Origin of the sequence: Methylobacterium persicinum, from assembly GCF_022179525.1 — a bacterium.
Classification (GTDB): domain Bacteria; phylum Pseudomonadota; class Alphaproteobacteria; order Rhizobiales; family Beijerinckiaceae; genus Methylobacterium; species Methylobacterium persicinum.
In genome coordinates this window covers 142,444-162,864 of record NZ_BPQX01000033.1, presented here as the reverse complement: position 1 = coordinate 162,864, position 20,421 = coordinate 142,444, and the positions used below count along the sequence as shown (strand labels likewise).

Sequence of the window (20,421 nt, the reverse complement as noted above, 5' to 3'; positions counted from 1 at the left end):
GCCGGTCTCGGCTCAGGCATACAGTACATCATCGGCCGGAGGCGCGACTGACCAGATCATCAGCCAGAGCGGCGGACCAACCACAGATCTGACTATTCCGAAGAAGCCCTGGGCTGGAAGAGGAGTGGCGCGCCAGTCCGAACAAAAATGCGAACACTCATGTCATTGAGGCAGCGCGGTAATTTTTGAGGCTCCACTGCTACCTGGCCCGTCACTATCGGCGGGAGCTCTCACCAAGCAGCAACGCATCCGAATAAACCGGACGTTCCGCAATACGCCCATAGCGGGCGCCCGGAGGTGGTGAAACACCACGAAGCAGACATGTCCTGGCGAGACTTTCTCGCGCAGCCAAGCGATCATAAGCGTCGCAAGGATGAGCAGACCGAGGGTAAGAGGATTTGTCGCGAGCACGGGCTTCTCGGTCGCAACAAGTCGCGCTGCAACCGCCGCAGCGGTATTAGGAAGGTCCCGCTCCGCCACGACACGTGGTACGGTCAGCTGCGATCAGAACTGGCAAGGTCTGGCAGCAGCAAGGCGAGCCGTGAGACCGCGAAGAGATCGACGGTATCTGCCATTGCAACTTTACGGCAGCGGCTTGAGGTCCCCGAGCAGGGTTGGGATCAGCTCGGATACGGTAGGATGAATTGGAACAGCCCATTGCAGGGTCGGCGCGGTGGCGCCTAGGTTCATCGCGTTGAGGATGCCGTGGATGGCCTCGTCACCGCCGGTGCCGAGGATCGCCGCACCGAGGATCGCTCGGGTCTCGGCATCCACCAGCATCTTCATGAGCCCTTTGGTCTCCCCCTTCTCGACGGCCCGGCCCACCCGGGTCATCGCCCGGATCCCCACGAGTGCCGGCCGGCCACTCTCCCGCACCTCTGCCTCGCTCTTACCGACGCGTCCCAGAGGCGGATCGATATAGAGCGCGTAGCCGGGGATCCGGTCGCTGACCCGGCGGCTCGCCGCGTCGAGCAGGTTGGCGGCCACGATCTCAAAGTCGTTGTAGGCAGTATGGGTGAAGGCGCCCCGCCCGTTGCAGTCGCCGAGCGCATAGATGCCCGGCACGCTGGTCTGCAGGCCGTCGTCAACGGTGATGAAGCCCCGTGCATCGGTATCGATGCCGGCGGCCTCCAAGCCGAGATCGTCGGTGTTGGGGCGCCGGCCCACAGCGAGCAAAACGTGGGAACCGACGACCTCCGGGTGGCCCTCGGTGCAATTCACTCCGACCCCGATTTCACCGCCGTGAGGGGCAAACCTGATGCATTCGGCGTTCAGCCTCAGGATAATGCCCTCGTCGCGCAGGATGCCGGCGACTGCTTCCGATACGTCGGAATCCTCGCGGCCGATCAACCGCGGCCCTTTCTCGATGATCGTCACCTCACTGCCGAAGCGACGGTAGGCCTGCGCGAACTCAAGGCCGATGTAGCTGCCACCCACCACGACGAGGTGCTCAGGGATTGTATCGAGCTGCAGCAACGAGGTGTTGGTGAGGAACGGCACCGCGTCGATGCCGGGCATGGCGGGCACATGGGCGCGACCGCCAACATTGATGAAGATCCGATCGGCCTCGAGGATCTCATCCCCCACCGCAACTGCGTGCGCCGCCACAAAGCGGGCATGGCCCGTGAGGACGGTGCAGCCGGGCATTCCGCGCAACCACGCCTCGACATTGGCCCTCGCCGAGGCGGACACGCCCTGCTGTCGCGCGGCAACCGCCTTGGCGTCAACGGCGACACGACCCTGAAGAACGACACCGTAATCAGCGGCCCGACGGACAAGATGGGCGGCATAGGCGCTGGCGACGAGGGTCTTTGTCGGCATGCAGCCTGTATTCACACAGGTGCCACCGAAGAGCTTGCGCTCCACCACCGCGACACGATGGCCGGCCTCGGTAAGGCGCCCAGCCAAAGCCGGGCCGGCCTGACCGGCGCCGATCACGACGGCATCGAACCGTTGGACCATCGTCGTACTCCCGCACGAGTGCCCCGGTGTGGATCGCAACAGCGACTGCGATGGACGCCGCTGGCTCGTCTGCACCGAACGAAGTCGCGAGGCTTCCTCGTGCTTCGACCGACGAGGATTGGTTATCACGGCACCAACCCGAACGGCCACGGCCCGTAGGCAGACTTCTCGTTTGGGATACCGGTTCCATACCTGCCCCAGCAACCCCGGACGAGCCAGACGGCCGTGGGCCTCGGGCTGCGCTGGTCCCACTAGGTCTCGTCTGCTTCACCATCGAATTTCTTCCGAAGTGGATCAGCCGCTATCGACTGGTGTCAGGGGCGTCGGCGGCCGCGTCAAAATGGGCTGGCTTGGGTGGATTTGAGACGGTCCGGATTTGAGTGACAGCCGCTTAAATGCGGACATCGTCTTTCCAGCTGCTTTCAGTTTATGCCGCCGTTCTCCGCTTCGTATCTACCTCCCGCCTTGATGTGACTAACTTCTCCTAGAGAATATGCGGGGATATGATGGCTTGATTTCCCCCTCGGGCACATCCTTCAGCCAATCATGCCAAGTCGCATCGCGCTTAATACCAGGTGGAATGATGAAATAATCGCCCTTATTGTATTTCCGGACTAATTTGAATCCCCCAAACAAGCCATACCATAGACCTGCTGCTTCGTCGCGGCGCCAAATCTTTGTGCCGAACCAAGATTTTTTCTCAATTCGGTCGTCAAACAATGTGATGTAACTCGAACTCTCATTTAGGAAATAAATTATGATAGCAGTCAATCCTGCGATCGCAAGGATCCAAGTTATCTTGGATGACGATTTATCCAAATGGGCACGACCAAAGAATCCTAATAGGACAATGACGATTGCACGAGCTACGGAAGTTGATCTGCGAAAAATCGATGCTCGATACGTGGTGGGATAGTGGATGTTTTCCGCCATGCCTGCATCCACGTCGCTAAATGCTCGGTCGCTTTCAAGTCCCGCAAACCCTAACCGACGACCTATAAACGACTGCTTATGGAGGGCTCGGGCGGCCATCAGAATGGCTGGGTAGGGTCGGATGCAGGATGGCGGCTCAGGGCGGATTCTGCCCGTCCGCTTTCAAGCAACGGACGGAGGAAGGCGTGCGCCACCATTCATGCGCCTTAGGATTTCATCCTAGGCCCCCTTGCGATCCACGAAGCAGCCTGCAATGATCAACCAAATGGTTGATCATTCGCCTGCAGGCCTGGATGGTGTCTTCCATGCCCTCGCGGATCCGACCCGCCGGGCGATGGTGCGTCAGCTCGCTTCCGGTGAGCACACGGTCTCCGAACTGGCCGCGCCGCACGCGATGTCGCTGGCCGCCGCCTCCAAGCACGTCCGCGTGCTCGAGCAGGCGGGACTTCTCCGCAGGGCGATCGCAGGGCGGGTCCATCGCTGCTCGCTCGAACGTCAGCCCCTCGTGCAGGCGTTCTCATGGTTGCGAGCCTACATCGAGTTCTGGGACGCGCGCTTCGATGCCTTGGAGGATCTCCTGAATGCCGGGGACGACGATGACCGAGACTGAGCCCGCCGTCATCCTTGTCCGCACGTTCCGGACGACCTGCGAGAAGCTTTATCGAGCTTGGACCGATCCGGTCATGGTCCAGCGCTGGCTCGCGCCGGGGTCGAACGTGGTCGAGCGGGCCGAGACCGATCTGCGGGTCGGTGGTCACTTCCGCCTCCAGACGCGGGCCCCCGATGGCACTCAGCATCGGATCAGCGGGTGCTATCGCGAACTCGAACCGGGGCGACGCATCGTCCAGACCTGGATCTACGACGGCCCCCTCGACCTGTTGCCGGGCGAGGAGACGGTGCTGCAAATCGATTTCACCCCGCGGGACGACGGCACCAGCGAGATGCGCCTGACCCATCGGCGGATCGCCCGCGACGACGTCCGCGACGCTTACCAGGGGGATTGGCCGAGCTGCTTCGACAAGCTCGATCGCGTCCTGCACTGAACGACAAAAGAGCGAGGAAACGCCATGCCGATACGAACCTCACCTGCGCCCCTCAGGCGCGGGATCGTCAAACTGTGGTTTGCGCTCGACGCGATCGTAGCGCTGGCCCCGCCGCTCTACTGGGCCGCCGACGGCCGCACGACCCCGATCGCCGGGATCCCGGCCGGACTGTTTTACTTCCTGGCTGTCAGCCTCTGCATCACCGCGAGCCTGATCGCCGCCTATTGGCTCGACGCGGCCGACGAGGGGAGCGCGGCATGATCATCACCTTCGGTCTGCTCGCCCTGTTCTTTGCCGCCGTGGTCTGGGTGCTCCAGCGCAACAGCACCATCGACCGGTCCTTCACAGATTATGCCGTGGGCGGCCGCTCCTTCGGCGCGCGCTACCAAGCGATGTCCTTCCTCAACACTTGGTATCCTGGCTCGATGTTCACGGCGTTCGGCGCCCTCTCGGTCACGGCCGGGGTGATGTCGTTCTACGTCCTGTCCTACTCGCTCCTGACCGTGGTGCTGCTGTTCGTGCTCGCCCGGCCGGTCTGGATCTGGGGCAAGGCATACGACCTGCGGACCCAGGGCGACCTGTTCGCCCTGCGCTACGGCTCGCGCCACATCCGCACGGTCGCGGCGCTGATCGGCATCGTCTCGGGCCTGCCCTGGCTGGTGCTCGGCATGCAAGCGCTCGGCAACCTGTTCCAGGCGATGTCGCTCGGCGCACTCTCGTTCTCGACGTCGGTCGTGGTCGGCGTGCTCGTCATCGCGCTCCGTCAGGTCTGGACCGTGCGGATGGGGATGCGCGGCGTCGTCATCTCCGATTACCTGCAGGGGATCGTCGCCTATGTCGGCGGAGGCGCGATGCTCGTCGGCCTCATCGTCTGGCTGATGGTCGCCCGGGGTATCACCCTCGCCTCGCTCGATCCGAAGATGTTCGCGATCCCGAGCTTCGGGTCCAAGGAGGGGCCGCTTTATCTGTTCGCACTGATGTTCACCGGCGCGCTCGGGGGCTGGTGCTGGCCCTACATCTTCGTGCGGCTGTTTACGGCCGATGGCGTTCACAGCCTGAAGAAGTCTGCCGCCCTCGCCGTGCCGCTGACGTTCCTGTTCGGCGTGGCGCTGCTGATCTTCGGCATGCTCGCCTCCAAGGTCCCTGAGGCGGTGGCCAAGCCCGATGACGTCTGGTTCATCGTCTCGCAGCAGGCCGGCGGCCTCGTGCTGCTGGGCCTCGCCGGCGTGGTGTTGCTCGCCGCCTCGATGGGACACACGGACGGCAACATCCAGGCGTATGGCGCGCAACTCGCCAACGACCTCGTCGGCAACTACGCCGAACTCGACCAGAAGCGGATGATCGTCATCGCCAAGGTCGGCATGCTGCTCCTGACACTCCTCGCCTCGTGGCTCGCCACGCTGACACTGCCGGCGCTCTTCTCGCTGGCGGTGCTGGCCTACCAGGGCATCATCCAACTCGCGGTGCCGCAGTTCCTCGGGATCTTCTGGAAACGAGGAAACCGGCAGGGCGCGTTCGCCGGCATGATCCTGGGCTTCGTGACGGCGGTCGGGCTGGAGTTCGCCTATGGCGGTCATCTGCCCTTCGGCTACGGACTGACCTCCGGCTGCTTCGGCTTGGCCGTCAATCTGATCGTCTACATCGCCTGCGCCTATGGGTTTCCGCATTCGGCCGAAGAGCGACGGCGGATCGAGGAACTGTTCGCCGTCGTACGGGGGAGGCGGGAAAGGCAGTCGGGGGTGAGCCGCCAGTCTCGACCGGCCATGGCCTGAGGAGACCCGCCATGGGAAGCGTCTACACGCCCTAGCACCGGGCGTTGCAGGACCGCTTCGGCACGCACCGTCTGGCAGACACGCAGGAGCGCGTGATCGCCAGCGACCGACTGTCCGAGGACCACCGAGCCTTCATCGAGGGACGCGACATGCTGTTCCTGTACCATTGATGCCACCGGCCAACCGACCGTGTCCTACAAGGGCGGCGCGCCGGGTTTCGTACGGATCGGCGGAGATGACTCGCCGCTGCCCACGCGACGTTCACCGCGACCGGCGTGAGGTCAGCTCGCACGACGTGCCGACGCGCGGGGGAACGCAACGGTGGCTGCGTGGAAGCGGCTGGCGTTCCTGGACGAGGACCTGCTGCCGGCTGATTGCGAGCGTGTCGCGGCCGTCGGAACTCTCGCGAAAGACGAATACGACGCGAACGTCATGAATAATAAGGGATAGCGGCTTCATCCATGGATGTCTAATTTCGGTATCATTCCATATATCAGCTTGTCCGAATTATTTTGGGGAGATGACTTACGATTTGACTTTGGCGTCGCAACAATCAGCTTTCGGTCGAGATTTGATAGACCGGACAAAATTTCATGAGTCTGAGACGGGTGGTGCCTCGGCCGAACACACGAGGCCGGCGCCGATCGCGATCCAAACGAGGTGCGCATCGGTGCGCGCTCCGAGCGTGGCGCGGATCACCGATAGGTTGTTGTGCACCGTCTTGAGGCTCAGGCACAGCGCGTCGGCGACGGCCTGGGCGGTCATCCCCCCGGCCGTCAGGCTGAGGATTTCGAGTTCCCGGGGGCTCAGGTCGTCGAGTACGGAGCGCCCGCCCGCCACCTCGTCCCGGGCGATTGCGCGGGCGATGTCGTCACTCATCGGCCGCTCGCCGCGCAGCACGGCGGCGACCGCGGTCAACAGCTCACGCGGCGGACTCGCCTTACTGACATATCCGCTCGCGCCGGTCGCGAAGGCTTGGCGCACGATCACCGCTCCGGTGAGCATGCTGAATACGAGGATGCGGGCGGCCCCGTCCCATTGGCGGATGTGACGGATGGCTTCGATGCCGCTCGGGCCGGACAGGGACAGGTCGAGGATCACCAGATCCGGCGCATGGGCTTTGTACTGGTGATAGGCCGAGGCGGCATCCTCGGCTTCCGCAACGACCACCAAGCCCGGCTGCCGCTCGATCAGGCGGCGATAGCCCTCACGCACGACAGGATGGTCGTCCACGAGGAGGATGGACGTGGGCATGGGTGGCCTCACGCCAGGGTGGGGGCGGATGCGCAGGCCCGGATGCCGCTCCCGGTGTCGGTGAGCGAGAGGCTTCCGCCGAGGGCGGCGAGCCGCGCTCGGATGCCGACGAGCCCACGGCCCGTGTCGGGCGCCGTGCGGGACACCTCGCCCCCGCCGTCGTCGTCGAGGGTGAGTGTCACTGTGCGGGCCCCGGCCTCGGACCGGTGCAGCCGCAGGAAAACCCGGCTCGGCCTTCCGTGGCGGAGGGCGTTCGTCAGAAGCTCCTGCGCTATCCGATAGAGGCTCGCGGACACAGGGCCGGGCATCCCGGTCAAATCGCCCGTCACGTCGAGATGCAGGGCGGGGCCGGACCTGAGCTGCCCCCGCCAGTTCGCGACGAGGCCGCGGAGAGCGCCCTCCAAGCCGGCTTCGGCGAAATCGGGTAGTTCGAGGCGGGCCAGTGCCCCGCTCAAGCTTTTCCGCATCGCGGCAATGTTGTCCTCGATGCCACGGGCGTCCTCGCGGATGTCCTCGTGCTCCGGGGGCGCGGCCTGCTCGATCGTGGCGGCCCGTGCGCCGGCGGCGGCGAGGTACTGGCCGAAAGCATCATGCAAATCGCGCGCAAGCGCCTCCCGCTCCTCCTCCTGAACCATGACGAGCCGCTGCATGAGGCTCGCGCGCTCCGCCTCGGTGCGGATAAGCCGGTCAGCGAGTTCGTTGCAAGCACCGGCGATCCGGTCGAACTCGGCGGCGGCGAAGCGAGGCAGCGGCGCCTGGGTCATGGGCGTGTCGAGGCTCTCCAGCCCTCGCACGATCCGACCGGCGGGCGCGACGAGGCGCGTGAGGGCAAGCCAGTTGAGCAGCACCGTCGCTGCCGCTAATCCAAGGGCGAGCCCGCCCACGAGGCGCAGCTGATGCCAGAGACGGGCGGCCGACGCCGTCGGGTCTGGCCACGCCGTGACACTGCCGATCGTGCGCTCACGGTACACAATCGTCCGGATCGTCGGTACGGTTTTGGATTCCCAGAAGAGCATCTCGCGGAACCACCCGGGGGCTGCATCGACTCCGTCCCAGTCGCCACAGACCCGCCGGGGCCATTCCGTGCCAAGGTGAATGTCGGCGCAGATCCCCGGCAGGAGCGTGAGGATGGCCGGCACGGCCTGCGGAACGGCCGCGGGCATCGCGGCCGGGCCGGCACTGCCGAGCCCCGGCTGTCGCGAGAACTGTCCGGCGATCCGGTCAGCTGAGGTCGCAGCCTCCTGGCGGAGACGCGCATGGGCCTCCCAGGCGGTCCATACGACCGCACCAGTGAGGCACAGAAGGGCGATGACGAGGAGGCGACGGCCGAGATGCGCGGGCAGGCTCATGGATGAAACGGCCGGGCTGGAAGCAAGGTCCTGATTTGGCACCGGGACCGGCGCGGCGTGCAAGCCATGACAAGTCCGGTCGGGAAGAATGCCCGGCCATCGGCGGGACGATAGCCCTGGCCCGGTCGCGCCAAAAGCCGAAGGATGGCGCCGTGTCATCTCCGCGGAGCCGGCTATGTCCTTTCACCTCTCCCGCCGCAGCCTATTGGCCGCGTCCGCCCTGCTACCCCTGGGGTTGCATAGCCCCGCCGTCGCTGCGGCCCCGAGCGGTCCTTACCGGATCGGCGTGTTCACGGTGACGCCGTTGCGCGACGGGCTGTTCCCCCTGGAGCCGAGCATGATCCCGGCGGCCGAGAGCCAAGCTGGGCAGGCCCTGTTGAAGGGGGCCGGGCTTCCCGCGGAAGGACCCTCGCCGGAACCGGTCAACGCGTTCCTGATCCGGCGCGGAGACCGGCACTGGCTGCTCGATGCGGGCTGCGGCACGGTCCTCGGGCCCGGGTTCGACCGGGTGACTGCTGCACTGGCGGCGGAAGGCGTGCGGCCGGATCAGATCGAGACCATTTGGCTGACTCACCTTCACGCCGACCATGCCGGCGGCCTGCTGACGCCGGGCCGCCTCGCACGGTTCGCCAACGCGGAACTCGTGCTGCAGGAGCGAGAGGTGGCCTATTGGTCGGATGCGGGCGCCCGGGCCTCCGCTCCGGCCGCGTTAAGCCCGATGTTCGAGACGGCGCAGGCTGTGATGGCGGCCTATCCGGGTCGGCTCCGGCGGGTCTCCGGCGAAGCGGAACTCGCGCCAGGGATCCATGCCCTGCCCCTGCCTGGTCATACGCCAGGACATATGGGTGTGCTCATCGCTGACGGTCCCGACCGGTTGCTGATCTGGGGCGATATCGTCCACTCGCGGCTCCTGCAGATGCCGCACCCGGACTGGACGGTGATCTGGGACACGGACCCGATAGAGGCGATCGCGACGCGGCGGGGCATCCTCGACCGCGCGGCGACGGAGGGTTTTAGGGTCACCGGGATGCACATCGCCACGGTTGGTAAAATCGAGCGCGCCAGTACGGGATATGCGCTGATCTAGTGCCGTGACGCACTCACTCCGTTCATGCGCCCCTACCCTAGATTCCTGTTTTTGCATCAATTTTTCCAGACATGGCTGAAGCCTTCGTCTGGATCGATGCACTAGGCAGACCGAGACCGAGGACGTCCGCTTGAGGCGGGAATCAAACTGCGCTCCGCCGGCTGCATCGGGTCGGGTGCAGGATGGCGGCTCGGGGTAGTCTGCAGACGATCCGCTTATTGGCGTTAACACCTGCAAAGCAGGCAGCCGGAGTGTTCTCGCTCCCACACACAAAGCGCTCCGGCCTCTCGCTTCAAGCGCGAGCTGATCGACGCAATAAAGCAAGCGCCCCGGAGGGCGCTTGCTTGTCTCACCGTCGATTAGCGACGCCCTCAGTTCGCCCGGGCGACCTCGACGAGGTTATCCGAGAAGGACGGCGCGTGGCCCATGTCGGTGAAAGCACCCGACGAGATGCTGTTCACCGTGCCCTCGTTGAGCTGGCGCCAGTAGCCCAGCGTCGCCACGACGATGCCAGCCTTCACGTCGTCGGTGATCCGCGCCACGCCCTTGAAGGCCCCGCGGTCGTTGCCGACCTTCACCCTGTCGCCGTCTCGGATGCCCCGGGCGTCGGCATCGTGCTGGCTGATCATCACGAACTGTTCGCCCTGGCCCTTCTGCTTGTCCTCCATGTTCGCGTAGCAGGAGTTCAGGAAGTAGTGGCTCTTGGGCGAGACGATGTTGAGCGGATACCGCTTGGCCAGTTCCGGGTCGTTCGTGTGGGACTCGCGCGGGCCGAGGTAGTCCGGCAGCGGGTCGAGGGCCTCGCCGGGCTGGAAACCCTCGTACATCTGGCGGAACGGCGGGGCGACGAAGTTCGTGGCCCCCTCGACCTTCAGCATGCACTTGCCGGTCGGCGTCGGGAAGTTGCCCTCCCGGTGCGGGGCCCGGTCGTCCGGCGTGCCGACCTTCAGGCGGGCGAAGCCGTGCTCGCGCATGTAGGCGAGGTCGATCCCCTCACAGGCCGGGGCATTCCAGTCGATGTAGTGTTCCAGACACTCGTTGTCGGTCCACTTGAAGTTCTCTTCCTCGAAGCCGAGCCGTGCGGCGAGCCGCCGGAAGATCTCGTTGTTCGGAATGGCCTCGCCGGGGGCCTCGGCGCACTTGGTGTTGTAGGTGAGGTAGAGGTGGCCCCAGGAGAGGATCATGTCCTCCATCTCGGCGCCCATCGTCGCCGGAAGCAGGATGTCGGCGTAGGAGGCCGTGTCCGAGATGAAGTGCTCGGCCGAGACCATGAACAGGTCCTCGCGCATCAGGCCCTGGACGATCTTGTCGGTCTCGGGTGCCTGCGTCACGGGGTTCGAGTTCCAGCACATCATCGACAGGATCGGCGGGTCGAGTTGCATCTCGCCGGTGAGCGCCCGGCCGATCTGCAGGTTCGAGACGACGCGGGTGCCCTCCGGGATCAGGTCGGGCCGGCACATCACATCGAACTTGTACGGGTGCTCCCAGACGCCGAACTGCGTGACGCCGCCGCCGACGTGGCGCCATGCGCCAGTCAGCGCCGGGATGCAGGTCACGGCCCGGATGGTCTGTCCGCCGCCGTAGTGCCGCTCCAGCGCCACGCCCATGCGGATGCCCACCGGCTGCTCGGTCGCCATCTCCCGGGCGAGCTTGCGGATGTCGTCGGCGGAAACGCCGGTGATCTCGGCGGCCCATTCGGGCGTACGGTCGGCCGCGCGCTCCTTCAGCTCCTCGAAGCCGACCGTATAGTTGTCGACGTAGTCCCGGTCGACGAGGCCCTGCGCGATGATCGAGTTGATGAGCGCCATGGCGAGCGCCCCGTCCGTGCCGGGCTTCGGCGCGATATGCCAGTCGGCCGCTTTGGCGGTGCGGGAGGCGTAGGCGTCGATCACCACGACCTTGGCGCCCTTCTTCTGGGCGTCCTTCACGATGGCCCAGTGGTGCAGGTTCGTGCTGACTGAGTTGCAGGCCCAGATCACGATGTACTTGGAGTGGATGTAGCTGTCCGGGTCTAGGCCGGCGGTCGGGCCGACGGTCAGCAGCCACGCCGTGCAAGAGCCCTCGCCACAGAAGGTCCGCTCGGTAACAGTGGCGCCCATGCGGTTGAAGAAGGCGTCGCCGCCGTTCAGCCCGTGCACGAGACCCTGGTTGCCGAGGTAGCTGTAGGGCGCGATGGCCTGCGGTCCGTGCTGGTCGATGATCGCCTTCCACCGGGTGACGATAGTGTCGAGCGCCTCCTCCCAGGTGATCCGTTCGAACTGCTTCGAGCCCTTCGGGCCGACCCGCTTCATCGGGTAGAGCAGCCGGTCGGGGTGGTAGTGGCGCTTCTCGTAATCCTTCAGCTTCACGCAGAGGCCACCGCGGGTCATCGGATGATCCGGGTTGCCGCGCACGCCCTGGAGCTGGCCGTCCTTCACGTCGAACAGCATCGAACAGGTGTCGGGGCAATCGTGCGGGCAGCCGCCGAAGAAGGTCTCCGTCAGGCTCTCGGCCTCTGCGACGATCAGGGAGTCCGGCTTGACGATTTCGTTCATGTTTCCTCCGCGGTCTGGCAGCCGGCCTTCTTGGCGTTCCGGATAGCCAGCCCGATACAATCCCAGGGTGAACTAAATCGCAAACAATTCCAAATTTTGGTCAGGCGAAAGGGCCAAAAGAGGCATGGTCCATGGTACCAACCGTTTTGTCGCGCCTGACGAGGCGTCCACGGACCCGCCGGCGCCGGCCCCGGGCGGACGTCGCCGATAGGTCGCCGACGATGATGGGATGCCGGTGGAACTGACGCTGACGCTGGACGCGACCTCCGCCAAGCCGCTGCAGGTCCAAGTGTTCGACCAAGTCCGGGAGATCATCCTGGAGGGAAAGCTCAAGGCCGGCATGGCGCTGCCGCCGAGCCGCCTTCTGGCCGAGCGCCTGGGGATCTCTCGCAACACTGTGATCACCGCCTACGAGCGGCTCGCGGCCGAGGGCTATGTCAAGGCGCGCGGCACGGCCGGCCTTTTCGTGGAGTCCATCCCGCCGGACAGCCTCGTGCTGATCCAACGGGGCGGCCAACCCCTGACCAATGGACCGGTCCCGGACGCGGTCGGCGAGCCGTTGCTCTGCTTCGCCGGCTCGCCGGGCGGTGGCGGCGACAGACCGGAACGCGATTTCTGGGTCGGGCGCTCAGACCCGGCCGGGTTCCCCCTGCGGATCTGGCGGCGGATCGTGAACCGGCTCCTGTCGCAGGAGACCGCCTTCCTGACCGACTATTGCGACCCGGCCGGCCTCCCGGACCTCCGTGCGGCCGTCAGCACGCATCTGAGGCGTGCCCGCGCCGTCGCGGTGAGCGAGGATCAGGTCGTCGTCACGACGGGCGGACAGGACGCCCTCAACCTCGTGTTCAACCTGCTGAGATCCCACACCCGGCAGCTCTGCATCGAGAACCCCTGCTACCTCGGGGCCTCCCTGATCTTCAGGAGTGCCGGGATGACCGTCCACCCGGTTCCTGTCGACGGCGACGGCCTGCGCACGGACCTGCTGCCCACGGACCGGGGCAGCCTGCTGTACGTCACCCCCTCGCACCAGTTCCCGACCGGCGCGATCATGCCGCTGACCCAGCGTCTGGAACTCCTGCGCTGGGCCGAGGAAACCAACAGCTTCATCGTCGAGGACGACTACGACAGCGACTTCCGCTACGACGGCCCGCCGCTGACCGCCCTAGCCGGCCTCGATGGCGGACGGCGCGTCTTCTACGTCGGCACCTTCTCCAAGTCGGTGGGGGCGGGCCTGCGCATCGGCTACGCCACGGTCCCGCGCATGTTCTGGGACGAGGCGCGGATGCTGAAGGCCCGGATGAGCAACGGCCAGGCATGGCTTGAGCAGGCCGCCCTGGCCGCCTTCATCGATGAGGGACATTTCGACCGCCACCTGCGCCGGTTGAGGCAGATCTACAAGTCGCGGCGCGATTGCCTTGTCCGGTCACTTCGGGAAACCTTCGACGATCCCGTCATCCTGGGCTCGGAGAGCGGCCTGCATCTGGTCTGGCGTCTGCCGGAGGGCTTCCCGCCGGCCAGGAAGATCCAGATCGAGGCACGCGAGCGAGGCATCGGCGTCTATGCCCTGTCCAGCGGGGCCGCCTATCACTTTGACCCCGAAGCGCGGGACGACATGCTCGTGTTCGGCTACTCGTCGCTGACCGAAGCTCAGATCCAAAGCGCGGTACGTGAGTTGAGAGCGATTTCGGAAGATGCCGGCTAAGGACAACGCTTCGTGCAACACGGGTCCGCTTTCAGGATTTCGCGACGCGGCTGCAAGCGATCGGCTTGGTTCGGGAGCAGGCCGTCCGCTTTTCCGGCGCTCCGTGCCAAAAACGCACCGGCAGCTTTCAGCCAGGAGCCGACATCGGCTGCTTGACCAGAAGCGGACGATACTTGCGTTCGATTTCAGAGTGTGAACCCGACCTAGCCGCGCCCGCCCAAACAGAAATGCCCTAGGCTAGCGAATGCCTTGACTGTCTTGAATCAGTTCCTGCATGTCTCCATTTCATTGTAACAAGCCCAAAGTGCGTGGTGCCAAGATAAATGCGTGGGTTTCGCTTGACCAAGCGATAGAGACTGATCCGCTTGAGGCGGCGCTGATATATATCGCGCGCTCCTTGCAACTCACTCCGACGCAGTAACGGCAGGCGGAGCAACGTTACACGGGCCTGGCCCAGCATGTGAGCACAGCAACATCGCCTTCAAAGACAGGGTGCCGGATATCTATCCGTCAGGCTGCTTTGCGATCCATGCCGCGGTTCGTCCGAGCATCAGTCGCGATCAGCACGACGGCCCCGGTCCTGGAACTGGACGTGCCGGCTGGCAGCGGCCCGACGTGGGTGCTCGATACAGTCTACGCTGTCGTTAGGGGCGAGCCCGGCAGCCAATACTACGATGACAAAATCCGGCGCTGCTCGCGAACGCTGGCCGAGACGCCGAAGTCGGAGCAAATCCCGATCACCGTGCCGGCGACCATTGCCTTGTCCGAGTTCGAGGCAGTGCAAACCGCGTAAAAGGCGCACAATCCGCGCTCCACGCCGGCTCGGGTCGTGAATGGCCCGATCCTGCTCACCGGTTTAACGGCCTGCACGACGTGCAACGGCCCCATCACGTTGCGCACCTGCCCGTCGAAGTCCGGCAAGGTCTACCGCTATTACAGCTGCTCAACGTATGGCCAGCAAGGTAAAACCGGGTGCTCCGATCGTACGATCCGAATGGACACCCTCGACTTATTGGTCACCGACCGACCCGCGGCGGAGCTTCTGCAACCTGACAGGCTGCGGGCGACCCTCGCCTCACTGTGGTCTCAACTGGCAGAGAAGGCGATGGAGGTCGATAGTCGGGTCGCGGCACTGCGCCGTGAAATCGAAGTGCGAGAAGACAAACTGAAGCGCCTGTACTGGATGGTCGAGGAGCGAGTGACTGACCTCGACGATATTCTGAAAGGATGGGTCGCGGCTCTGAAACTGGAGTGGGACCGAGCCAAGGCCGCCCTCGACCGGAAGCTGTTGCGGAGCGCTCGCCGACGGAAATCACCCCCGAGATGATCGAACGGTTCGGAGAAATGATGCGACGGGAGAAATCCCGTTCCGCAAGGCGTGGCTTCAGTCGATGATCGATTGGAGCCAACGTCGTCAGGATCATCGTTGGGAAGGTAAACTCGGAGGCTGCCGTGGCCGAAGTGAGTTCGACAGCTGCGCCAAGTGTTCGCAGTTCTGTACCGAAGTGGCGCTCCCAAGGGGAATCGAACCCCTGTTTTCGCCGTGAGAGGGCGACGTCCTAGACCGCTAGACGATGGGAGCTTTCCGGCGGCGCCGCGTTGCTATAGCGACGCCGGAGCGGGGGAGCAAGTGCCTCGTCGCAGATAATGCAACGGATGGGTGAGGGCGGGTGGAAGAGCGCGGTCAGGATCTCGTCGGAGTGGTGGAGGAGGGCGGTCAGCGCCTGGATCGTGCCCTCGTCGGCCTCTTCCCGGAGCTGTCGCGCGCCCGGCTGCAGGATCTGGTCCGGGAGGGCCATGTCAGTAGAAACGGGAGCGTCGTCCGAGATCCATCCGGCAAGGTCCCGGCCGGTGCCCGCCTTGCCCTCGACCTGCCGCCCCCGTCGGATCCCGTACCGGCTGCGGAGGATGTCGCCCTCTCCATCGCTTACGAGGATGACGACCTCGTCGTCGTCGACAAGCCGGCGGGGCTGGTGGTCCATCCGGCCCCAGGCCATGCCGGCGGCACCCTCGTCAATGCCCTCATCGCCCATTGCGGTGCCAGCCTGTCCGGCGTCGGCGGCGTGCGCCGCCCCGGCATCGTCCACCGACTCGACAAGGACACCAGCGGCCTGATCGTCGTGGCGAAGAACGACCGTGCGCATCACGGCCTCGCGGCTCAGTTCGCCGACCACGGCCGCACGGGCCCCCTCGAACGCGCCTATCTCGCCTTCGCCTGGGGCGAACCTTACCCGGCCGCCGGCACGATCCGGGCAAGCCTCGCCCGGTCGCGGCATAATCGCGAGAAGATCGCCGTGGTATCCGAAGAGGTCGGGCGCGATGCGATTACCCACTACGCAGTGTTGGAACGATACGGTGAGGCCAGCTTGGTCCGCTGCCGGCTGGAGACCGGACGCACCCATCAGATCCGCGTTCACCTCGCCCATCTGGGGCATCCGCTCCTTGGCGATGCCGTCTATGGGTCCGCCTTCAAGACGAAGGTGGCGAGACTTTCGCAACAGGGGAAGGCGGCCCTCTCGGCCCTCGGGCGCCAGGCCCTCCACGCTGAACTTCTGGGTTTTGCGCATCCGCGCACCGGGGAAACCCTGCGGTTCGAGAGCCCGCTACCTCCGGACCTTTCAGCGTTAAAGGTTGCCCTCGTTACATAATTTTGATTAGCCGCGTGCGAAAGGACACGACAGGCCGCGGCACTTCGTGTCATCGTTCGACCGTTCGATGCGGTTGTGCGTTGATGGTGACGTGAGCGTGCCACGACGCGGCCGCATCGAGCGGGTGACTCCATCTAGATGGGTGCCCGCAGGGGTTGGCTCAAGAGCGGCCCCGGTGTCGACCGTGTCCGCCCACGAGGGGACCTGTTTGAGGAGAATGCCATGGCCGGTACGCTGCCCGTGCTCGCCAACGAAGGTGGCCTTTCGCGCTACCTTGACGAGATCCGCAAGTTCCCGATGCTGGAACCTGCCGAGGAATTCACCCTAGCCAAGGCTTGGCGGGATGCCGGTGACCGCGAGGCCGCCCACCGCCTCGTGACCTCGCATCTGCGCCTCGTGGCAAAGATCGCCATGGGCTACCGTGGCTACGGCTTGCCCATCGCGGAGGTGGTGTCCGAAGGAAACGTTGGCCTGATGCAGGCCGTCAAGCGGTTCGATCCGGACAAGGGCTTCCGGCTGGCCACCTACGCCATGTGGTGGATCAAGGCCGCGATTCAGGAATACATCCTGCGCTCATGGTCCCTCGTGAAGATGGGGACCACGGCCAATCAGAAGAAGCTATTCTTCAACCTGCGGAAGGCCAAGGGCAAGATCTCGGCCCTGGAGGAGGGCGATCTCCGCCCTGATCAGGTGGCGCAGATCGCGACCCGCCTCGGCGTGCCCGAGCAGGACGTGGTCGACATGAACCGTCGCCTGTCCGGCGATACCTCCCTCAACGCGCCCTTGCGCGAAGAGGGCGAGGGCGAGTGGCAGGATTGGCTGGTCGACAACTCGCCGAGCCAGGAGACCGTGCTCGTGCGCGAGCAGGAAGGGCAGAACCGCCTCTCCGCCCTGCGCGACGCTCTGGGCGTGCTCAACCCGCGTGAGCGGCGGATCTTCGAGGCCAGGCGCCTCGCCGAAGATCCCATCACCCTTGAGGACCTCTCGGGCGAATTCGGCGTCTCCCGCGAACGGGTGCGGCAGATCGAAGTGCGTGCCTTCGAAAAGGTGCAGGAGGCGGTGAAGCGGAACGTGGCCACCCGCGAAGCCCCGCGCGCCGCCCACGTGTGATCGCGTCCCTCAAGAAACAAAAAGCCGGCGGGTCTCCCGCCGGCTTTTTGTATGCGCATTCGTGAGCCGGTCTTATTACCAGGCGTCGAAGGCCTGTTGCAGCACCTGCTGTCCGGAACTGCCCTTCTCGAAGGTGAGAACGGCGCGCTTTCCCGATGTATAGCGGATCGCGAGATCGAACCACGCTCTGTTCAGAAGGAGGTCCGTGTTGCGCTCCACATCGGAGGGGAGCGATGACAGGCCGATCAAGAACAGGTTGTCCCGCACCCTTACCGGCAGGCCGGAAACCGGCGACCCCCGGCCGTTCTCGTCATCCTTGGCCTGCAGCAGACCGACATCCTGAACCACCCGCGACGCGGCGTCGGCGCCGTTCTGGCTGAAGGACAGGCTGACGGTGTGAGAGGCCGGAAGCGTCGTGTCGAGGTTCTTCTGGATCGTCATCGTCAGGGACAGGCCGGTTTCCGGGTAAGACATGACTGCCGTCGCCGTCGTCTGCAGCGGCTGACCCTGGCCCCCATTGGTCGTATCGAGTCGCCACGTCACGCGTCCGGTGCTGGTCGTCGGCTGTGCGTTGTCGGTGCCGGAGCCTTCTTCGATGAGGAAGGCCCGCTGCGCCACAGCCACGCCGGGCTGAGTTGGCGCCGCCGGCTCCGCGCTTCGCGGCGCCGCGCCGTCTTGTTTGGGTTTCGCCGGTTCTAGTTGAGCCACATCACCGCCGACCCGGTCGTTGAATTTCGCCTCGGGATTGTCGCCCGCCTGCTGCGACAGTTCCGGCGTCGAGTGGTTCACAAGTTGCGGCTTGTCCCGCAGGAAATAGGCGGCGACCGCAATCGCACCGATCACCGCCACCAGGACGGTGCCGATCAGGAGGTTCCTGAGGATACGGGAGCGTCCGCTTCGGGGGGCGACCACCTCGATCCGCGGGCGCTGACGTCCCTGCGCCGAATCGGATCCGGCCTCTGTCTCATCGGCCTTCGGCGCCGAGAGAGGTGGCTCGGTCGACGGCGGTGGTCCAACGGCGACTTCCGCATCCGCTCCATTCGGCGGCCGGCGGGGCGCGATCGCGATGGCCGCCTCGCGGGGTTTGTCCTCGGCCGGCTCCGGCGTCACGACGAAACGCGGCGACGGCGCGGGCGGCAAAGCGCGCTCGGCCTCCGGCGCGGGCGCCGGACCGGCGGTCGTGGCCTGCGCCTCAGGATGGTCCGTCGGCGCTTCCGGCGGAAGGGCGGCCACGGGCGCAGGATCGGCGGCCTTCTGCCCCGCCGCGTCGTTGGCCGGGGCGGGGATCTTCCCGTGCTCGACTTCCAGACGTTCGATGGCAGCGTCGAGAGCCCGACGCTCCAGATCGATGTCGGCCTCGGAGAGGGGCGGCTCCAGGGAGCGAAGCTGGCTGATCAGGGCGTTGCGCGCCCGGTCGTAGACCGCTCGCCTCAATCCTGGCGACCGGTCAGGCAGTGCGTCGAGGGCCCTAGCCAGAAGCGGGTAATAATCGGCCATTCTGCTCCGGTTCGCCCGCTCGGCGCCCTTTCGGCTGCCATCGCGCCTGCAGCCGCTTCATTGCTAAGGCTCTTTAGCGGAAACGCCAGCCAATCAACACCGCAGGGCGCTGTTCCCCCTGCGGAATCGACGGGAAATCCATGCGCTTCTCAATCCTCAAAGGGATTGTGCATCAGGATCGTGTCATCACGCTCCGGTGAGGTGGAGAGAAGCACCACCGGCGCGCCGATCAGTTCCTCGATCCGGCGAACGTATTTGATCGCCTGTGCCGGAAGGTCGGCCCAGGACCGGCCACCCGCCGTGGTCTCGCTCCAGCCTTCGACGGTTTCGTAGATCGGCTCCACGCGGGCCTGATCGGCTTGGCTCGCCGGCAGATAGTCGAGCTCGCGGCCATCCAACCGATAGCCCGTGCAGATCTGGATGGTCTCGAAGCCATCGAGGATGTCGAGCTTGGTGAGGGCGATGCCGTGTATGCCGGAGGTCCGCACCGTCTGCCGGACCAGGGCGGCATCGAACCAGCCGCAGCGGCGCTTGCGCCCAGTGACGACGCCGAACTCCCGGCCCCGCTCGCCGATCCGCTCACCGGTCGCATCGGTCAGTTCGGTCGGGAAAGGGCCTTCACCAACCCGGGTCGTGTAGGCTTTGACGATGCCGAGGACGTAGCCGATGGCGGAGGGGCCGAGACCGGACCCCGTCGCAGCCTGCGCCGCTACGATGTTCGATGAGGTGACGTAGGGATAGGTGCCGTGATCCACATCGAGCAGCGCGCCCTGCGCGCCCTCGAACAGGATGCGCTTGCCGGCCCGCCGGGCCTCGTCGAGGAGGGCCCAGACGGTGTCCGCGAAGGGCAGGATCTTCGGCGCAATCGCGAGCAGTTCGGCCTTCAGCGCCGTGCCGTCGATCTCATCGATGCCAAGCCCCCGCCTGAGGGCGTTGTGATGGGCGAGCAGCCGGCCGATCTTCGTATCGAGCATATCGGCATCGGCGAGATCCACGACGCGGATCGCCCGGCGCCCCACCTTGTCCTCATAGGCGGGGCCGATGCCGCGCTTGGTCGTGCCGATTTTGAGAACGGTGTTCGACGTCTCGCGGTAGTGGTCGAGCTCCCGGTGCAGCGGCAGAATCAGCGTGGCGTTGTCGGCGATGCGGAGATTCTCCGGCGTCACCGACACGCCCTGCTCGCCGATGCGGGCGATTTCCTCGATGAGGTGCCAGGGGTCGACCACCACACCATTGCCGATGACTGACAATGTGCCGCCGCGGACCACGCCCGACGGCAGCAACGACAGCTTGTAGGTGACGCCGTCGATGACGAGCGTGTGGCCCGCGTTGTGGCCACCCTGGAAGCGGACCACGACGTCGGCCTGCTCGGAGAGCCAATCGACGATCTTGCCCTTACCCTCGTCGCCCCATTGGGCGCCGACTACGACGACGTTGGCCATGCCTGCCTTGAACCCGTCTCAATCCCGCCCGTGCCACCGGAGGTCGTCCGAGACGGCGGGCTCAGAGCCCGTTTTCGCGATCCCGCAA

17 protein-coding genes, 1 tRNA gene and 1 pseudogene are annotated in these 20,421 nt (G+C 65.4%); 10 read left to right on the top strand and 9 right to left on the bottom strand.

The annotated features are described in order from the left end of the window. Positions 1 to 582: 582 nt before the first annotated feature. Positions 583 to 1,962: an FAD-containing oxidoreductase gene (locus tag MFF22_RS14650; protein ID WP_238249803.1), complete on the bottom strand. Its 1,380-nt coding sequence runs from the start codon at positions 1,960 to 1,962 to the stop codon at positions 583 to 585. A 474-nt stretch (positions 1,963 to 2,436) separates the two neighbouring features. After that, entirely contained in the window at positions 2,437 to 2,994 is a 558-nt protein-coding gene (locus tag MFF22_RS14645; protein WP_238249697.1) for a hypothetical protein, read from the bottom strand. A gap of 166 nt (positions 2,995 to 3,160) precedes the next feature. Between MFF22_RS14645 and MFF22_RS14640 the strand changes: the two genes are divergently transcribed. The 4 genes from MFF22_RS14640 to MFF22_RS14625 are packed head-to-tail and all read left to right on the top strand — an operon-like array spanning position 3,161 to position 5,710. Next, the gene (locus MFF22_RS14640) at positions 3,161 to 3,505 is read left to right on the top strand and encodes an ArsR/SmtB family transcription factor (protein ID WP_238249696.1); all 345 of its coding nucleotides are present in this window, start codon (positions 3,161 to 3,163) and stop codon (positions 3,503 to 3,505) included. Further along, the gene (locus tag MFF22_RS14635) at positions 3,492 to 3,938 is read left to right on the top strand and encodes an SRPBCC family protein (RefSeq protein ID WP_238249695.1); all 447 of its coding nucleotides are present in this window, start codon (positions 3,492 to 3,494) and stop codon (positions 3,936 to 3,938) included. The genes MFF22_RS14640 and MFF22_RS14635 overlap by 14 nt, the downstream gene beginning before the upstream one ends. 24 nt (positions 3,939 to 3,962) lie before the next feature. Further along, a complete protein-coding gene (locus tag MFF22_RS14630) occupies positions 3,963 to 4,199 on the top strand; it encodes a hypothetical protein (RefSeq protein WP_238249694.1) in 237 nt (78 codons plus the stop codon). Then, a complete protein-coding gene (locus tag MFF22_RS14625) occupies positions 4,196 to 5,710 on the top strand; it encodes a sodium:solute symporter family protein (RefSeq protein ID WP_238249693.1) in 1,515 nt (504 codons plus the stop codon). Before MFF22_RS14630 ends, MFF22_RS14625 begins: the two co-directional genes overlap by 4 nt. Before the next feature lie 591 nt (positions 5,711 to 6,301). Here the strand turns inward: MFF22_RS14625 and MFF22_RS14620 are convergent. Next, positions 6,302 to 6,964, bottom strand: coding sequence for a response regulator transcription factor (locus MFF22_RS14620; RefSeq protein ID WP_238249692.1), 663 nt, complete (start codon positions 6,962 to 6,964; stop codon positions 6,302 to 6,304). Between the two features lie 8 nt (positions 6,965 to 6,972). Continuing rightward, positions 6,973 to 8,313, bottom strand: coding sequence for a sensor histidine kinase (locus MFF22_RS14615; RefSeq protein ID WP_238249691.1), 1,341 nt, complete (start codon positions 8,311 to 8,313; stop codon positions 6,973 to 6,975). A 175-nt stretch (positions 8,314 to 8,488) separates the two neighbouring features. Here MFF22_RS14615 and MFF22_RS14610 point away from each other — a divergent pair, with 175 nt between their 5' ends. After that, the gene (locus MFF22_RS14610; RefSeq protein ID WP_238249690.1) at positions 8,489 to 9,400 is read left to right on the top strand and encodes an MBL fold metallo-hydrolase; all 912 of its coding nucleotides are present in this window, start codon (positions 8,489 to 8,491) and stop codon (positions 9,398 to 9,400) included. A 371-nt stretch (positions 9,401 to 9,771) separates the two neighbouring features. On the opposite strand, the gene MFF22_RS14605 is transcribed toward MFF22_RS14610, so the two are convergent. After that, positions 9,772 to 11,934: a molybdopterin-containing oxidoreductase family protein gene (locus MFF22_RS14605; RefSeq protein ID WP_238249689.1), complete on the bottom strand. Its 2,163-nt coding sequence runs from the start codon at positions 11,932 to 11,934 to the stop codon at positions 9,772 to 9,774. 229 nt (positions 11,935 to 12,163) lie between these two features. Between MFF22_RS14605 and pdxR the strand changes: the two genes are divergently transcribed. Beyond that, positions 12,164 to 13,636: a MocR-like pyridoxine biosynthesis transcription factor PdxR gene (pdxR, locus tag MFF22_RS14600; RefSeq protein WP_238249688.1), complete on the top strand. Its 1,473-nt coding sequence runs from the start codon at positions 12,164 to 12,166 to the stop codon at positions 13,634 to 13,636. Positions 13,637 to 14,305: 669 nt separating this feature from the next. On the opposite strand, the gene MFF22_RS14595 is transcribed toward pdxR, so the two are convergent. Next, complete coding sequence (locus tag MFF22_RS14595; RefSeq protein WP_238249813.1) at positions 14,306 to 14,557, bottom strand: hypothetical protein; 252 nt, start codon at positions 14,555 to 14,557, stop codon at positions 14,306 to 14,308. Here MFF22_RS14595 and MFF22_RS14590 point away from each other — a divergent pair. After that, positions 14,529 to 14,600 (top strand): annotated as a pseudogene (locus MFF22_RS14590) (hypothetical protein); the annotation flags it as partial. The gene MFF22_RS14595 and the pseudogene MFF22_RS14590 overlap by 29 nt on opposite strands. A gap of 30 nt (positions 14,601 to 14,630) precedes the next feature. After that, entirely contained in the window at positions 14,631 to 14,963 is a 333-nt protein-coding gene (locus MFF22_RS14585; protein ID WP_238249812.1) for a hypothetical protein, read from the top strand. 179 nt (positions 14,964 to 15,142) lie between these two features. Here MFF22_RS14585 and MFF22_RS14580 read toward each other — a convergent pair. Then, a tRNA-Glu gene (locus MFF22_RS14580) sits at positions 15,143 to 15,218 on the bottom strand. Between the two features lie 88 nt (positions 15,219 to 15,306). Between MFF22_RS14580 and MFF22_RS14575 the strand changes: the two genes are divergently transcribed. Both MFF22_RS14575 and rpoH read left to right on the top strand, forming a co-directional pair. Further along, entirely contained in the window at positions 15,307 to 16,284 is a 978-nt protein-coding gene (locus tag MFF22_RS14575; RefSeq protein WP_238249687.1) for an RluA family pseudouridine synthase, read from the top strand. A gap of 222 nt (positions 16,285 to 16,506) precedes the next feature. Further along, positions 16,507 to 17,394 (top strand): RNA polymerase sigma factor RpoH, encoded by an 888-nt coding sequence (rpoH, locus tag MFF22_RS14570; protein WP_238249686.1) that lies wholly within the window; start codon positions 16,507 to 16,509, stop codon positions 17,392 to 17,394. Positions 17,395 to 17,469: 75 nt separating this feature from the next. Here rpoH and MFF22_RS14565 read toward each other — a convergent pair whose 3' ends face one another. Together MFF22_RS14565 and MFF22_RS14560 are read right to left on the bottom strand one after the other, a co-directional pair. Continuing rightward, the gene (locus MFF22_RS14565) at positions 17,470 to 18,891 is read right to left on the bottom strand and encodes a histidine kinase (protein WP_238249685.1); all 1,422 of its coding nucleotides are present in this window, start codon (positions 18,889 to 18,891) and stop codon (positions 17,470 to 17,472) included. 149 nt (positions 18,892 to 19,040) lie between these two features. After that, on the bottom strand, positions 19,041 to 20,333 hold the full coding sequence (locus MFF22_RS14560) for an adenylosuccinate synthase (RefSeq protein ID WP_238249684.1): 1,293 nt from the start codon (positions 20,331 to 20,333) through the stop codon (positions 19,041 to 19,043). Positions 20,334 to 20,421: the final 88 nt, after the last annotated feature.

Coding starts and splice junctions, on each gene's coding strand:
- MFF22_RS14650 (WP_238249803.1), bottom strand. CDS start 1,962: ATGGTCCAACGGTTCGATGCCGTCGTGATCGGCGCCGGTCAGGCCGGC.
- MFF22_RS14645 (WP_238249697.1), bottom strand. CDS start 2,994: ATGGCCGCCCGAGCCCTCCATAAGCAGTCGTTTATAGGTCGTCGGTTA.
- MFF22_RS14640 (WP_238249696.1), top strand. CDS start 3,161: ATGGTTGATCATTCGCCTGCAGGCCTGGATGGTGTCTTCCATGCCCTC.
- MFF22_RS14635 (WP_238249695.1), top strand. CDS start 3,492: ATGACCGAGACTGAGCCCGCCGTCATCCTTGTCCGCACGTTCCGGACG.
- MFF22_RS14630 (WP_238249694.1), top strand. CDS start 3,963: ATGCCGATACGAACCTCACCTGCGCCCCTCAGGCGCGGGATCGTCAAA.
- MFF22_RS14625 (WP_238249693.1), top strand. CDS start 4,196: ATGATCATCACCTTCGGTCTGCTCGCCCTGTTCTTTGCCGCCGTGGTC.
- MFF22_RS14620 (WP_238249692.1), bottom strand. CDS start 6,964: ATGCCCACGTCCATCCTCCTCGTGGACGACCATCCTGTCGTGCGTGAG.
- MFF22_RS14615 (WP_238249691.1), bottom strand. CDS start 8,313: ATGAGCCTGCCCGCGCATCTCGGCCGTCGCCTCCTCGTCATCGCCCTT.
- MFF22_RS14610 (WP_238249690.1), top strand. CDS start 8,489: ATGTCCTTTCACCTCTCCCGCCGCAGCCTATTGGCCGCGTCCGCCCTG.
- MFF22_RS14605 (WP_238249689.1), bottom strand. CDS start 11,934: ATGAACGAAATCGTCAAGCCGGACTCCCTGATCGTCGCAGAGGCCGAG.
- pdxR (WP_238249688.1), top strand. CDS start 12,164: ATGCCGGTGGAACTGACGCTGACGCTGGACGCGACCTCCGCCAAGCCG.
- MFF22_RS14585 (WP_238249812.1), top strand. CDS start 14,631: ATGGACACCCTCGACTTATTGGTCACCGACCGACCCGCGGCGGAGCTT.
- rpoH (WP_238249686.1), top strand. CDS start 16,507: ATGGCCGGTACGCTGCCCGTGCTCGCCAACGAAGGTGGCCTTTCGCGC.
- MFF22_RS14565 (WP_238249685.1), bottom strand. CDS start 18,891: ATGGCCGATTATTACCCGCTTCTGGCTAGGGCCCTCGACGCACTGCCT.
- MFF22_RS14560 (WP_238249684.1), bottom strand. CDS start 20,333: ATGGCCAACGTCGTCGTAGTCGGCGCCCAATGGGGCGACGAGGGTAAG.